Origin of the sequence: Paenibacillus qinlingensis, assembly GCF_031455095.1 — a bacterium.
Lineage (GTDB): Bacteria > Bacillota > Bacilli > Paenibacillales > NBRC-103111 > Paenibacillus_E > Paenibacillus_E qinlingensis_A.
The window spans coordinates 1,451,917-1,466,511 of record NZ_JAVDSB010000001.1; the positions used below are offsets into that span (position 1 = coordinate 1,451,917).

Consider the following 14,595-nt stretch of genomic DNA (forward strand, 5'->3'; position numbering starts at 1 on the left):
CCGTTATTCGGGGCTTTGTCTGCTGCTTTTTATTGTGTTTATTGGTGAATTCGCATTAGAACAGCCACTACAGTCCTAGATTTTGAATCCGATTTAGTAAGTTTGCCGCGTCACTAATGGTCGTTATAATCTGTGAATTCTGAAGTTTATCCAGTGCCAAATGTCCATTCACGATGACTTTATTGATTTCATCTAGCAAAATTTTGTTTTTCTCTACAATTTGCTGATGAATATCCTTTGCCATCGAAGGGACACTGCTCAAATTAAATTGTTCGATTTCCTTTTTTAAATCAAGTAATTTATTTTCGAGTTCCTGCTTGGTCTCTGGATTCGTAGCGGCATCTTTAATCATTTGAGGCGCTTGTTCGGCAAATTCACGCAAATTCGTTAAGTGTTCAGTAGCTTGAGTTCCGTAATCAACGGTTTGATTTGCTTTTTCTAACAAAGAACAGCCGCTTGCGAACATGGTTGACAGAAGTGCAAGAATGAGTATCCATTTCTTCATCTATGTTTCACATCCTTACCCATAAATTTTTCATCAAAAATCTGTTTGTTATTGGTTTACTACGTTTTTGGATACAAAACGTTTCATCAAAGGCCGATCCAACATGACAAAAATGAAAGGTTAATGTTAGGGAAGTCAATAGCAAGACCATTTATGCAGTGATACAGTTAACGTAAGATTTTGAACAACAAGTAAGAAAAAAATAGTAGGTAAAGGAATGATTATTATGAAAAAGTGGTTATCCATCAGTGTGGCCGTGTTATTAATAATTCTAGTAGGGGGTTGGGCAGTTAGACATTATTTGGATAGGCATGATGCAAACGGGGTAGTTCTCGTAGGTGATAAGATATCCGTTCAATCTGACATAGAGAAACAAAAGAATAACCTAAAGTCTAACGTGATGTACAATGTTAAGTTGGTAGAAGCGGAAGGTCAAAAGGTACTTGTTATTGATAAGGAAACTGCGAAAGGGCTTGTCAAGATGGCTTTATTGCAGAAAATCACTAACAGCCAGAATGGGGATACAGCTGAATTAACAAGTTTACCTGAGTTTGGAGATAAAAAAGGAGTGCTTTTTGCCAAAACGCAGAAAGATCAACTGCCTTTAATAAATGGCAATGGGATGGACTTTCAATATGGTGGCAATGTCATTATCGGGCCAGGACGCAGCTTCGCCGATATGATTGCTGTCGTTGATTCCTCGACATTTTTGTTGTTAAATGGAAAGGAACTAGGACTAGGTGTGCTGCAATTAAAAGATTTGAATCAACAATTTACAACGCGAGAGGTTCAAACTGTGACCGTGAAGTGAGTCAATAGCATATTCTGTCTATCTCAAGAAAATAATAATAGTTGGGCTGTTTGCTCTAGTCGTTAGCAGGCAAGCAAGGATGTGATCGATAGTGAAAATAGTAATTGTGGAAGACAATCAGGTGATTAGGGAAGAGCTGAAAGTTTTTTTAGAGAAATATGATTATATCGTGACAGCTCCGACCAATTTCGAACGTATTCTAGAAGACATTGAACTTGAAGAACCTGATTTGATCTTATTGGATATCAATCTGCCCATGTATGATGGGTATCATATCTGTCGAGAGGTTAGAAAAAAGTCAGAAATTCCAATTATCATCGTAACTAGCCGCGACAGCGAAATGGACGAGCTGATGAGTATGAATCTAGGTGCTGATGATTTTATTACGAAGCCCTATAATACACAGATTTTGTTGGCTCGAATTGCTTCTATTTTAAAAAGAACCTATGGAACCTCTACGAAATGGCAGGAAACATTGACGTATCGGGAGCTGCACCTTAATTTATCAAACGCTACGATTACGTATAATAGCAGGTCGTTAGAACTCACTAAAAATGAATTGAAAATCCTAGTTTTTCTAATCAAAAATAAAGGTATGATCGTGCCGCGTGAGGACTTGATTGATTACCTTTGGAGCTCGAATTTGTTTATTGACGACAATAATTTATCGGTTAACGTTACTCGACTAAGGAAAAAGCTCGAAGAAGTTGGGTTGCCAGAAAGTATTGAAACTAGGCGCGGCTTAGGGTACATCATGCCATGAGGTTTCGTGACTATGTGAAAGATCGCTTATTGTTTTTTATCATAAATGGCTTGTTGTTTGCCGTATTAGGCTGTATGTTGTATCTCTTTCAGGTTGGAAGTGGATTGATTCTTGTCGTTGGCTGTCTCTGGTTTGTGCCTCTGTTTTCGTATGTGATGGTCGAGTACCTCCGTAGCAGCAATTTTTATGATGAACTGAAAAGCGTGCTGGAGAATTTGGATAAGGCTTATTTATTGCCTGAAATCATTAAGGAACCAACCTTCATCGAAGGTAAGCTGCTACATGGTATTTTGAAGAAAACCAGTAAAGCGATGCATGAGCAAGTCAATAAACATCGGGATAGACAGCAGGACTACAGAGAGTTTATTGAGATCTGGGTGCATGAAGTGAAGACACCGATCGCCTCTGCAAAGCTTATTATTGGTAATAACGAAAGTACAGCAACTAAAGCAATCGATTATGAATTAAAGCACATCGAGGACTATGTTGATCAGGTTCTTTATTATGCTAGAAGCCAAAATGTCAACAAAGATTTCGTAATCAAACAGGTATCGCTAACCATGATAATTACGAATCTAATTAAACGAAATGCTCGAGATTTCATCAACAAACGGATAGCTGTAGATATCGATGATGTTGAAGGAACCGTATACAGTGATGCTAAATGGTTGGAATTCATCCTGCAGCAAATTATTAGTAATGCAATCAAATATTGCAAAGCGGGTGAGGGGAAAGTAACGATTCATTCGATATGTGATGCCAAAAAGATGACACTAATAATCGAAGATAACGGCATCGGTATCGTTGACAGTGATCTAAGCAGGGTCTGGGAGAAAGGCTTCACAGGTGAGAATGGCAGGCTTTACATCAGGTCCACAGGCATTGGTCTGTACTTGTGCAAGAACCTATGCCAGAAGCTAGGACTGGGTATTTCATTAACGTCTCAAGTGGGGGTCGGAACCCAGGTGAGTATTTTGTTTCCGATCGATGAAATCATATAAGAATCAATGGAAATGGTGTACTGCTTCCAATTGGGCGCGAGTAGATCATTTTTTTGTGTACATAAGTGACAAAAATGCAAGGTAGATGACATGTAATGTGATACGACGAAATGACAAGGCTGTCTATAATAAAGTCATATTACGAAGGAGGATACAAGGGTAAAGCATGTACTGGTTTAAAGGGATGCTCAGTGACGAGAATAGAGTTAGGGACGAATCGGAGGAGGATATCACCATGGAAGCGATTTTAAATGTGGAAAAGATTGAAAAGTATTATGGAAATAAATCCAGCGTAACGAAAGCTGTCGACAATATTAGTTTCAAAGTACAAAAAGGTGAATTTATTGGCGTGATGGGTGCTTCTGGCAGCGGAAAAACGACATTACTGAATTGTATATCGACCATCGATACGGTCACAACAGGTCATATTTATATTAATAACCAAGATATTACAAGCTTAAAAGCAAAGGATTTAGATACCTTTCGTGTTAATGAATTAGGATTTATTTTTCAAGATTTTAATTTATTGGATACGTTGACGGCCTATGAGAATATTGCACTGGCTTTGACAATTAAAGGTGTTCATCCAAAAGAAATCGACCTGTTAATCAACGATATTGCAGCAAAATTGGACATTGTTAACGTGCTTAAGAAATACCCTTACCAAATGTCCGGCGGTCAGAAGCAGCGTGTGGCATCCGCCAGAGCGATCGTGACGTCTCCTTCTTTAATTTTGGCTGATGAGCCCACGGGCGCGTTAGATTCTAAATCAGCTAAACTGTTGCTTGATTCGTTCGAGAAACTGAACCGAGAGCTACACGCGACGATCTTGATGGTCACCCATGATGCTTTAACGGCAAGCTATGCGCATCGCATTCTTTTCATCAAGGATGGCAAACTGTTTAACGAACTCATCCGTGGAACGCTTTCCAGGAAAGCATTTTTCAATCGCATTATTGAGGTCATCAGCCTATTAGGAGGAGACGTCGACGATGTATTTTAAATTGGCTCGAAACAGTGTAAAAAGGAGCTTCAAAGACTATTTGATTTACTTTTTGACGTTATCCTTTGCTGTCTGCATCTTTTATAGCTTTAATTCGCTTGAAGCTCAGCAAGCTGTTCTGGATATGAATCAAAGCTCGCTCGATTATTTGAAGCGCATTGCCGGCATTATTTCTATCATCTCTGTAGGTGTCTCGTTCATACTTGGTGGCTTAATTCTATACGCGAATAACTTCTTGATCAAAAAACGTAAAAAAGAACTGGGCATTTATATGACGTTAGGGATGAAAAGAAGAAAAATTTCTTACATCCTCGTGGTAGAAACGTTCTTAATTGGTTGCCTATCTCTGGGAATCGGACTCATACTTGGCATCGTAGTATCCCAGGGGTCATCCAAACTAATCGCTGAATTGTTTAATGTGGATCAGAGTTCCTATCGATTCGTAATCTCTTATGCAGCAATGCTCAAAACTTGTCTGTACTTCGGCATGATATTCATTTCGGTTATCTTGTTCAATCATATCATTGTGTCTAAGGTGAAGTTAATTGACCTATTGAATGCGGCGAAGAAAAATGAAGTGCTGAAGATCAAACATGTCAGTGTGTCGATTGTGATCTTTCTAGTAGCCGCGGGGGTATTGGCATATGCCTATCAAACGGTGATACATGTTGGCTTTGATCCAACACAATCGCCATTTATTTTTAGTCTGATCCTCGGTGTTATTGGTACATTATTGTTGTTTTTTGGCTTAGGCGGCTTCATTCTGTATGTGTTGCAAAAGAATCGTTCCTTTTACTTGAATAAGTTGAATATCTTCGTACTCCGTCAGATTCATAATAAAATTAACACTAATTTTATTTCTGTAACCATGATCTCGCTGATGCTGTTCATAACGATGCTATCGTTATTCGTGGTCCTTAATTACAAAGCGAACTTAGATCAAAGTGCGAAAGGATTAGCCCCATTTGCCGCATCGGCATCAACGGGCTATATCGAAAAATATGCAGAAATACCGAATATACAAGCTGCAATGGCGCAATTGAACGTTCACTTTGACAATAACGAGAAGTATGTATTCTTTAATATGTATTTCCTTGATGCCAAGCTCAAGACGCTTACGGGCAGCTACTTGGATGAGGCTCGAAATAAAGATGATATCATGTTGAACCGAGACATAACTGTCGTGAAACTATCCGATTACAATCGAATCAGAGCATTAAAGGCACACAATCCGATTCAATTAACCGATAGCGAAGTGTTAGTTGTGTCTAATTACGGGATGTTTAGTGAGGGTTTTAAAAGGTTTTTGAAAAACGAAAAGACTCTTGTTCTCAAGCAAATGAATTTCCGTGTTGTGAACCAAGAGGCTGTTGCGGAGAATATTCTCAATACACCTGATGATCCTATGTTTTTGTATTTCATCGTTCCTGATCGCTATACCGAGGGGTTATCGCTAAGTGCTAGAGGGTTAGACATTGAACCTCAAGGGGAGATAACGAAACAATTCAAAGCCAAATATACGGATTTATTTAATACTTCCTTTACGAGGTTCGGGGAGATCCGAGGATTTACAGATGAACAATCGCAAATGCTCATATATGGGGTGTCTATCTTCCTTACATTCTTAGGTGTCTATATTGGGCTTGTATTTCTATTGGCTAGTGCAGTCGTGTTAGCGCTCCAGCAACTGGTGGAAGCGAATGAGAGTGTGGAGAGATATCGTATGTTAAGAAAGATAGGAGCAACTGAAGGCATGATCAATCAGACGATCTTTCGACAAACGTTTCTCTATTTTTTCCTGCCATTTGTTGTAGCTGTTATGCACAGTATTGTCGGTGTTAAAGTGATGAATGATTTTTTTGAATTTCATAACAGAAGCGCGATGAGCTCATCCGCTGCCATGCTTGCTTTCATCGTTGTAATTGTGTACGGGGGCTATTTCTATACGACTTATTCAGGTTACAAAAGTATCGTAAAGTCATAGCAATTATAGGGAAATAGAATGAGTTATATACGGGCTTGAATAGGGGATTATAAGTCCTGAGAAGGCAGGATATACGAAGATGGGGCATATCAATGTGACATCATTCGGTGAATGTTTCGAATCAGAAAAGGAGTAGACACATGGGAAAACTTGATGGCAAAGTTGCTTTAATAACAGGTGGCAATAGTGGGATCGGTTTGACTGCCACCAAACTGTTCTTGGCAGAAGGTGCAAAGGTGGCAATTACAGGCCGTAACCAAACTACGTTAGATTCGGTGGCAGAGGAACTAGGAAGCAATGTCCTTGCGATTCAGGCCGATGCATCTGATCCAGCAAGCATGGTACATGCGGTATCTCAAATTATCACGGCCTTTAACAGGCTGGATATTGTTTACGCGAATGCTGGTATAGCCTCTGCTACGCCTTTAGGCAGTACCGAGTTTTCGGTTTTCGAGGAGGTACTAAAGATTAATGTAACTGGCGTATTCTTCACAGTACAAGCTGCTCTGCATCATCTAAAGGAAGGAGCTTCTATCATCTTGACTGGCTCTACGCGTGCAACAGATGGTGCTCAGGGAAGATCCGCCTATGCGGCGAGTAAGGGTGCCATTAGCAGCATGGCCAGAGTTATGGTATCTGAATTGTCGCCACGGGGAATACGTGTAAACACGGTGGTACCTGGGGCAACCCGTACAGCGATATGGAATAAGGCTACACCTGAAGAAACGGCAAAACTGGTAGATTCACAAGCGCGATCAATACCGCTTAATCGAATGGGCGATCCAGTGGAAATTGCTAATGTTGCTTTATTCCTCGCTTCCGATGAATCTTCGTTTGTACAGGGCGCAGAAATCACGGTCGATGGTGGAGCACGTTCGGCACCATTAGGCGCTCCTATTTACCGATAAAACTATATATCTAATCTAGGAGGCACTTATGGGAATACTTGATAATAAAATCGTATTAATTACCGGCACAGGCGGCGGATTGGGTCGATCCGCGGCACTTACCTTTGTACGAGAAGGTGCAAAGGTTATTGGCTGCGACATAAATGTTGATGCCAATAATGAGACGATCGAACTCGTACGCCGCACCGGTGGTGAAATGGCAGGACTCGCGCCTATTAATCTTACTGACCCCGAACAAGTTCGGAAGATGGTTGAGGATAGTGTTGCTGTCTATGGCGGACTTGACGTAGTCTACAACAATGCAGCCGTACAACGCTTCGGTCCCATGCCCGAATTCTCGATTGAAGATTGGCGGGCGACGATTGCCGGCGAACTCGATATACCTTTCTTTGTGTCCAAATATGCGTGGCCGCATCTGGTTAAGCGCGGTGGCGGTGTTATCATCAACGTTGCCTCATTGGCAGGTATGATCGCTGGAGAGACACCGCCGATGGTTGGGCATTGCGCGGCGAAAGCCGGCGTCATCGCCATGACGCGGCAATTCGCGCTTGAAGGTGCACAGCATGGCATCCGTGCAGTGGCCATTAGTCCAGGGCCATTCTTGACACCCGCCAGCGATCGCGATCTTGGCGACAATCAAGAGGCTCGCAACGCCATTACGAAGAAGACGCTGCTGAAACGCTTCGGTCAGCCTGAGGAGCTGGTTGAGCTCGCGGCATTTGTCGCTTCGGACAGAGCGTCTTACATCACAGGGGCCAACTTCGCAGTTGACGGTGGAGCTTCAGCTTGGTAGTGGAGCACCAACAATTATTTCAAAGAGGAGTTGCTTACCAGCAGCTCCTCTTTTCGTTTACTCCATTACTTTTCATACGCGTTGCGATGATGCGGCGACTTAATATTGGTTGACAAATAGGTTGAATCCATATATCCTACTATTAGATTAAATAATATTATTATATTTTATTTAGCTTGTAGGAGGAATTAAGTATGGAAATAGGTGTAGATACATTTGTTGAAACAATGCCAGATGTTCAAACTGGTGAGACGATGAGTCATGCGCAGCGATTGCGTGAGGTTGTAGAGGAAATTGTCCTAGCCGATCAGGTTGGGTTGGATATATTTGGGGTCGGCGAGCATCATCGTAAAGAATTCGGGGATTCCGCTACTGCAGTCATTCTGGCTGCTGCAGCGTCTAGAACTCAAAATATACGATTAACCAGTTCGGTTAGCGTACTATCTGCTGCAGATCCCGTCCGATTGTTTCAACAGTTCGCCACGCTTGATGGCATTTCAAATGGTCGCGCTGAGATTATCGCGGGTCGAGGATCAATGGTCGATGCGTTCCCCTTATTTGGGTTTGATTTGAAAGATTATGAGGAACTCTTCGAGGAGAAATTGGAGTTATTATTGAAACTAAGAGACTCCGAGAAAGTAACTTGGAAGGGGGGGCATCGGCCAGCCTTTACGAATCTAGGTGTGTACCCGCGACCTGTTCAGACACCTTTGCCCATATGGCTGGGCAGCGGAGGTAACGCGGAATCGGTCATTCGAGCTGGCGTACTTGGTCTGCCTCTTGTATTAGCGATTATTGGTGGGAGTCCTTTGCAATTTGCTCCGCTTGTTCCGCTTTATAAGGAAGCCGCGGCTCGAGCTGGACATGATCCTGCGAAATTAAAGGTAGCTGTACATTCCATTGGTTATGTTGGAGAAACGAATGAGCTTGCCGTTGATCAGTATTTCCCATCCACACAGGCATCGTTTAATTATTTTGGTAGAGAGCGTGGTTGGGGACACTATTCCCGAGGAAACTTTGATGCTTCGCGCAGCTTAGAAGGGGCATTGTACGTTGGAGATCCCGAAACGGTTGCCAATAAAATTATTCACATGCACAAGCATCTCGGCTTCTCACGTTTCTTCCTTCATTTGCCTGTCGGCACCATGCCACATGAGAATGTTATGAAAGCCATTGAACTCTTAGGAACGGAAGTGGCACCGCGTGTTCGTGAAGAGGTAGCCAGATTAGAAGCTGCTAAGAAAAATGCGTGACACTAGGGTCTCATTTTAGAAAACTTATTCATACGCTGATACAGCCGCGCATTGCGCGGCTTTTTGTTGTGCACCGTTCAGACAGCTTCATGGAATGGGAGAATGTTCTTGTCATTGTTCTTACTGAAATTAGCATAATAGTAGTGATTGTGTTAATCAGGAGGATCTTTCATGAGATGGTTTAAAAGAGGAAAAGCCAAGGAAAACGAAAATCTTCGGAAAATGAAAACCATTAACCTAGAGGAAGACATAGCGGATAATGAGTTTTCATCAGATATTCTGCAGAACGAAACCATTTTAAAAAAAGCTTTTCAGGATTGTTCTGACGTTGTCTTTCGTAAGGTAGAATCTAATCACCACACACAATGGCTCATTGTTTATATTGATAACTTGATTGACATGAAAATGTTGGATGAGCATGTCATAAAGCCCATGTTAATCAGCATAACAAAGGATCAAATTCCGAAGGGAGCAGGAGATTTACCAAGTGAGATCTTCTCTATCGGAACAACGACGAGCTCTACCCAAGCGGTGGAAATCATTGCAAAAGTTTTAGAAGGTTATGCTGCTATACTTACGTCGGGCACCAACCAGGTGATGACAGTCTGCATTCCTGGTACAACCCATAGAAGTATAGAGGAAGCGACATCTGAGCAGGTTATACGTGGCCCAAGAGATGGGTTCATCGAACAAATTTCAACCAATCTAAGTCTGATAAGGTCAAGGCTCAAAACAACTAAATTAAAAGTCGAATATATAACCATTGGAGAGCATACCCGGACTCGCATAGCGATTACATATCTAAAGGGTATCGCGTTGGATACCTTAGTTGAAGAAGTGAGAACAAGAATAAAGCCAATAAAATTGGACGGCGTACTCGACTCTGCCTATATTGAAGAATTCATTGAGGATCAACCTTATTCACCATTTCCCCAAGTGCATAACACGGAACGACCAGATGTGGTGGCCGCTGAATTACTAGAAGGTAAAGTAGCGATTCTTGTGGATACTAGTCCATTTGCACTTGTTGTGCCTATGACCTTCTGGACAGGACTCCAGGCCAGTGAAGATTATTATGTGCGATGGCCAATCGCTACATTTATTAGATGGATTCGACTGTTTTTTATCCAATTTGCGATATTTGCTCCACCGCTGTATGTTGCGATAACAACCTTCCATCAGGAAATGGTACCCACGAATCTAGTACTTAGTATTGCTGCATCGAGGGAATCGGTTCCTTTTCCTGCGATGATTGAGGCTTTTCTAATGGAAATCATATTTGAAGCGTTACGTGAAGCTGGAATTCGTCTACCGAAGCAGATAGGACCAACGATAAGTATTGTTGGGGGCTTAGTTATCGGTCAAGCAGCGGTACAAGCTGGATTGATTTCTGCTCCGGTCGTCATTATTGTATCGATTACAGGAATCTCGACTTTTACGATTCCTCGATATAGTTTTTCGAATGGTATCCGTTTACTTCGGTTCCCAATGTTGTTCTTATCGGGGACACTAGGGCTCTATGGTATAGTTCTAGGATTTCTCGGTGTTATGCTACATGTGACTTCACTTCGTTCATTCGGGGTTCTCTATTTTTCACCGATTACACCATTAAAACTTCAAGCTTTGAAGGACGTAATAATTCGAATACCCATATGGGCTAAACGTTCGGGGGGGAATCGATGAGATCATTTAGATATATCATTATTCTCGTAGTCCTTGTTACGACCAGCGGTTGCTGGGATCGTACAGAAATAAATGATCTTGCATTTGTTATGGGGACTGCCCTAGATTTGACAGACGATGGCAATATCCTATGTACCCTTCAAATCGCAATACCCTCATCCGTAGAAGGAAGTATGGGCAGTAAAAATAGCTCAAACAAATCTTTCGTTATCGCGGTTGAAGGAAAGTATGGGAATGAACTGCATCAATTGCTCCAGAAGAAAAGTTCGCGTCACTTGTTCTATTCGCATCGAAGTGTTGTATTCCTTAGCGAACGTTTAGCAAAGCATGGCATCGAAAATGCATTGGATATTTTTACACATGACCCAAGGAATCGCTTAAAGACCTATCTTGTCATTGTAAAAGGTGGAGAAGCAAGGAGCATTCTGCAATTGAATTCTCCTTTGAAGCCTGTCCCCATAGAGGCAGTAAGAGGAATGGAAGTTTCGGGAGAAGATGTCGCGGTAACCTTGCGTGACTTTTATCTCTTGCTGGGGAGTGAAGGGATTCATCCCGTCGTTGCGGCCATTGAACCTGAGACTCATGCGAATGATCCCCACAAACAAATATACAGAGTGGTGGGTACCGGTTTGTTTAAAAATCTCAAACTAACTGGCATGTTAAATGAAAGTGATACGTTAGGTCAGATGTGGGTGACTGGAAAGCTAAAGGTAGGCTTTATATCTGCTAATTTACCCAATGGTGATGGGCAAGTTGGCTTGGTTTTAAATCACGTTGACAGTAAAATAATGACACAAATGCAACAGGATTCTGTCCATTATAAGATTCAACTGAGTGGTACAGGAAGTTTAGACGAGAATAATTCCGCTTTGGATATCAACAATCCCCATGAAATGCAAGTCATTCAGCAGGCATTAGAAACGACGGCTAAGAAACAAGTTCGGCAATTTTTAGATAAAATTCAAAAGGAAGTTAAAGTAGATAGTGTGGGTTTTGGTCAAGAAATTTATAAGAAATATCCTGAGCAATGGAGCAAGATGAAAGATCAATGGGATACGCTTTTTCCCGAGGTAGATATCGCGGTTGAAGTTAATCTGAACGTAAATGGTGCGGGAATGGTTCATTCTAGTTTTGAATCTCATAAGTAGGAGCTTAAATCATGATCCTTCAAATCGGCGTGTATGTGTTAGTAACGTTAGGTTGGACATTCTATCAATCATGGCATTTCCTGAAAAATAAACAGTTCAAAATGGCTGTCATCTACAGTTGTTTGATGGGAATATGCACACTCGTAGGCGCATTGGTGATTGCCCATGTTCATTTGCCAAGCTCAACGGTTCCTGCAAGATTCATGTATAGTCATTTCGGTAGAATGATCTTGCAACAATGACTTTCTAAGGCACGGATCGCCTCCAGTGCCTTTTTATCGTGTCGATCATCAGTAGTGAAAGAGGTAGTATAAATTGTGTAGCAAATGCGAAACTGGGATACGTCTCTTTTAGATAACTGCTTAAATCGGTGGCATAATTGTTAAAAACCGCGATTGATCCTAACACGGAAATGATGGTAACAGGCACAACAAAGTTTCGGTAATTTTTCACTTCGAATAGATGAGTTAAACTTAGACAAATCATAAAAAAAGTGAGCGAAACTTTAATAAAGCATCCCATTACCCAAATGGCTACCGCGACAGCTTCTAAGCGTTCAAAGCTACCTTTAATCCCAATATATTGAATGACACTTAAAATAGGAAAAGTTAATTTCCTCGTTAAAGGCCCGAAGATCATAATGAGAGGTAACACAGTGATACAAAAAAGACCAGAAATAATACTCAACGAAGTGAACGAAGCTATAGCTGCTTTCTTTGGTTGATTTAAGAATGGAAGAATCCACCCCAGTATTAGAAATTGACCTAGGTAAGCAATGGGGAAAATAGACGATTGAAGGACAGGAACAATTCCCTTACTCAACACAGGACGGAGCAGTTGAGGGTTGGATTGGGCGAGCATAAGCAGCAACAGTGGTATTAATAAAACAAAAATAAGTAAGGCCAGATATTCATTACATCTAGCAATGGATTCGATCCCCATGTAGACGGCAATACCGCATAGCACAGCTAACGTCAGGCTAACTACAACGGAGGGTGTTCGCATGAGAAAGACGCTGTTAATAAACTGAATATGTTGATTCAGGATAATAAAATCAAAATTGATCCAGTAGTAGAGCAGATAGCATCCTACAATTTTACCGAAAAATTTACCCAGGATTTGCGAACTGTATTGAATAATGGTCAAACCTGGATAGCGCTTTGCTAAAGTAAGCATCACCCATACGTGTAGACAACCAATCAAAAAGGCAGGGAAGATTGTCATCCACGCATCTTGCTTCGCTATCGCTTCCATGAAAGATGGCACAACTAGAACCAAGGTTGGCGCAATAAAAGAAAAAACTAATAAACTTAGTTGAAATCCTGATATTTTTTCAGTAGACTCCATTCATGTTCTCCTTCTCTTCAGAATCGCCGAACTTTGGTCTCTTTGCCGAAAATAATCAGTATCCCACTCCCTAAGACAATAACTGCTGCGAAAATACTGAATATCGATGCATAATCCAAATCCTTCTGTACCAAAGCGCCAACTAAGAAGGGGGCAATCACGCTACCGATCCTGCCGAATCCAGCTGCAAAGCCGCTTCCCACACCTCTGATTTCAGTTGGGTAGTTCTCAGGCGTATACGCGTACAGTGCTCCCCATGCCCCTAAGTTAAAAAAGGACAGTAACGAGCCCGTTATTAAAAGCATAGAAATGCTTTGACTTAGCCCGAAACCGATTGCCATCCCACCGGACGAAATAAGAAAAAGGGATAAGGTCGTTTTACGTCCCCATTTTTCCACAAAGTAAGCAGCTGCAAAGTATCCAGGAAGTTGAGAAAGTGTCATTAAGAGCACATATCGAAAGCTCTGGATCATTGAGAAACCTTTGTCAACTAGAACGGAAGGCAGCCAAAGAAACATCCCATAATAGGAAAAGGCAATGGCAAACCACACCGCCCAAAGCGCGATGGTCTCTCTTTTATAAGTTGTGAACAACGCTTTTAATTTAATTTGGCGGTTATTCGTCCTGCCGAATTGTGGTGATTCGGGGACTGCACGCCGTACCCAGAATGCAAATAATACTGGAATAGCACCGATCATGACAGCTGCACGCCACCCTAATGGCGGGATAACAAAGTAAGAAAGTACAGCAGCTATAATCCATCCTACCGCCCAGAAACTTTCCAATAATACAACGATACGCCCTTTTTTATCAGGGGGTGCGAATTCGTTAACTAGTGTAGCAGCTACCGGTAGTTCGGCGCCGAGTCCAAGTCCCATCAAGAATCGTAGGATTAACATACTCCCGAATCCGCTTGCAAACGCGCTGCCAAAGCTGAATACACCAAAAAACACCAAAGTGAGTAAGAACACGGGGCGACGGCCAATCTTATCGGCTAAGTATCCCCCAAAAGCAGCTCCGATGGTCATCCCGATTAGATTAACCGACCCGAGAAGACCGGCTTCCTGAGCTGTCAATCCCCATTCTTTACGTAGTGCAACCAGGATAAAAGATAATAAACCAACATCCATGGCATCAAATAACCAGCCAAACCCGGCAGCCCAAAATACTTGACGAAAGACGCTTTTTTGATCTTTAGTGTCACTTAATAGCTTGGCTATACAACTTCCTCCTCTTGAACAAACGGTGTTTACCTTTTCATCAATTCGTTTATATTTTCCATATATAGCCTAGAAAATACGGAATTACTCGAAGAAATTAAGGAGAGGGCGCATGTATACGCGTTGAGATTATTAATTTTCTAAATAATAATTGGGTAATAAAGGGTTTTCTATAT

General features: G+C 41.7%; 14 protein-coding genes. 11 read left to right on the forward strand and 3 right to left on the reverse strand.

Translation table 11 applies throughout. The annotated features are described in order from the left end of the window. Positions 1–67: 67 nt before the first annotated feature. Complete coding sequence (locus tag J2736_RS06585) at positions 68–505, reverse strand: DUF6376 family protein (RefSeq protein WP_310224571.1); 438 nt, start codon at positions 503–505, stop codon at positions 68–70. A gap of 226 nt (positions 506–731) precedes the next feature. Here J2736_RS06585 and J2736_RS06590 point away from each other — a divergent pair, with 226 nt between their 5' ends. The 11 genes from J2736_RS06590 (at position 732) to J2736_RS06640 (ending at position 12,094) form a co-directional block, all read left to right on the forward strand. Beyond that, entirely contained in the window at positions 732–1,316 is a 585-nt protein-coding gene (locus tag J2736_RS06590) for a lipoprotein BA_5634 family protein (RefSeq protein ID WP_310224573.1), read from the forward strand. An 88-nt stretch (positions 1,317–1,404) separates the two neighbouring features. Beyond that, positions 1,405–2,079 carry a response regulator transcription factor gene (locus J2736_RS06595; protein WP_310225249.1) on the forward strand — a complete coding sequence of 225 codons (675 nt, stop codon included), beginning with the start codon at positions 1,405–1,407 and terminating at the stop codon, positions 2,077–2,079. Continuing rightward, on the forward strand, positions 2,076–3,080 hold the full coding sequence (locus tag J2736_RS06600) for a sensor histidine kinase (RefSeq protein ID WP_310224575.1): 1,005 nt from the start codon (positions 2,076–2,078) through the stop codon (positions 3,078–3,080). The genes J2736_RS06595 and J2736_RS06600 overlap by 4 nt, the downstream gene beginning before the upstream one ends. Positions 3,081–3,315: 235 nt before the next feature. Next, positions 3,316–4,083 (forward strand): ABC transporter ATP-binding protein, encoded by a 768-nt coding sequence (locus J2736_RS06605; protein WP_310225251.1) that lies wholly within the window; start codon positions 3,316–3,318, stop codon positions 4,081–4,083. Continuing rightward, positions 4,073–6,067: an ABC transporter permease gene (locus J2736_RS06610; protein ID WP_310224577.1), complete on the forward strand. Its 1,995-nt coding sequence runs from the start codon at positions 4,073–4,075 to the stop codon at positions 6,065–6,067. The genes J2736_RS06605 and J2736_RS06610 overlap by 11 nt, the downstream gene beginning before the upstream one ends. 140 nt (positions 6,068–6,207) lie before the next feature. Continuing rightward, on the forward strand, positions 6,208–6,975 hold the full coding sequence (locus tag J2736_RS06615; protein ID WP_310224580.1) for an SDR family NAD(P)-dependent oxidoreductase: 768 nt from the start codon (positions 6,208–6,210) through the stop codon (positions 6,973–6,975). A 28-nt stretch (positions 6,976–7,003) separates the two neighbouring features. Then, positions 7,004–7,768 carry an SDR family NAD(P)-dependent oxidoreductase gene (locus tag J2736_RS06620; protein ID WP_310224582.1) on the forward strand — a complete coding sequence of 255 codons (765 nt, stop codon included), beginning with the start codon at positions 7,004–7,006 and terminating at the stop codon, positions 7,766–7,768. A gap of 194 nt (positions 7,769–7,962) precedes the next feature. Next, entirely contained in the window at positions 7,963–9,021 is a 1,059-nt protein-coding gene (locus J2736_RS06625; RefSeq protein ID WP_310224584.1) for an LLM class flavin-dependent oxidoreductase, read from the forward strand. Between the two features lie 171 nt (positions 9,022–9,192). Beyond that, entirely contained in the window at positions 9,193–10,704 is a 1,512-nt protein-coding gene (locus J2736_RS06630) for a spore germination protein (protein ID WP_310224586.1), read from the forward strand. Then, positions 10,701–11,852, forward strand: coding sequence for a Ger(x)C family spore germination protein (locus J2736_RS06635; protein WP_310224588.1), 1,152 nt, complete (start codon positions 10,701–10,703; stop codon positions 11,850–11,852). The genes J2736_RS06630 and J2736_RS06635 overlap by 4 nt, the downstream gene beginning before the upstream one ends. Positions 11,853–11,863: 11 nt before the next feature. Beyond that, a complete protein-coding gene (locus tag J2736_RS06640) occupies positions 11,864–12,094 on the forward strand; it encodes a hypothetical protein (RefSeq protein WP_310224590.1) in 231 nt (76 codons plus the stop codon). A 4-nt stretch (positions 12,095–12,098) separates the two neighbouring features. Here J2736_RS06640 and J2736_RS06645 read toward each other — a convergent pair whose 3' ends face one another. Together J2736_RS06645 and J2736_RS06650 are read right to left on the reverse strand one after the other, a co-directional pair. Next, positions 12,099–13,199 (reverse strand): GerAB/ArcD/ProY family transporter, encoded by a 1,101-nt coding sequence (locus tag J2736_RS06645; protein WP_310224592.1) that lies wholly within the window; start codon positions 13,197–13,199, stop codon positions 12,099–12,101. Positions 13,200–13,216: 17 nt separating this feature from the next. Continuing rightward, positions 13,217–14,419 (reverse strand): MFS transporter, encoded by a 1,203-nt coding sequence (locus tag J2736_RS06650; RefSeq protein WP_397340231.1) that lies wholly within the window; start codon positions 14,417–14,419, stop codon positions 13,217–13,219. Between the last annotated feature and the right edge of the window lie 176 nt (positions 14,420–14,595).

Coding starts and splice junctions, on each gene's coding strand:
- J2736_RS06640 (WP_310224590.1), top strand. CDS start 11,864: ATGATCCTTCAAATCGGCGTGTATGTGTTAGTAACGTTAGGTTGGACA.
- J2736_RS06645 (WP_310224592.1), bottom strand. CDS start 13,199: ATGGAGTCTACTGAAAAAATATCAGGATTTCAACTAAGTTTATTAGTT.
- J2736_RS06635 (WP_310224588.1), top strand. CDS start 10,701: ATGAGATCATTTAGATATATCATTATTCTCGTAGTCCTTGTTACGACC.
- J2736_RS06600 (WP_310224575.1), top strand. CDS start 2,076: ATGAGGTTTCGTGACTATGTGAAAGATCGCTTATTGTTTTTTATCATA.
- J2736_RS06625 (WP_310224584.1), top strand. CDS start 7,963: ATGGAAATAGGTGTAGATACATTTGTTGAAACAATGCCAGATGTTCAA.
- J2736_RS06615 (WP_310224580.1), top strand. CDS start 6,208: ATGGGAAAACTTGATGGCAAAGTTGCTTTAATAACAGGTGGCAATAGT.
- J2736_RS06630 (WP_310224586.1), top strand. CDS start 9,193: ATGAGATGGTTTAAAAGAGGAAAAGCCAAGGAAAACGAAAATCTTCGG.
- J2736_RS06585 (WP_310224571.1), bottom strand. CDS start 505: ATGAAGAAATGGATACTCATTCTTGCACTTCTGTCAACCATGTTCGCA.
- J2736_RS06605 (WP_310225251.1), top strand. CDS start 3,316: ATGGAAGCGATTTTAAATGTGGAAAAGATTGAAAAGTATTATGGAAAT.
- J2736_RS06610 (WP_310224577.1), top strand. CDS start 4,073: ATGTATTTTAAATTGGCTCGAAACAGTGTAAAAAGGAGCTTCAAAGAC.
- J2736_RS06590 (WP_310224573.1), top strand. CDS start 732: ATGAAAAAGTGGTTATCCATCAGTGTGGCCGTGTTATTAATAATTCTA.
- J2736_RS06620 (WP_310224582.1), top strand. CDS start 7,004: ATGGGAATACTTGATAATAAAATCGTATTAATTACCGGCACAGGCGGC.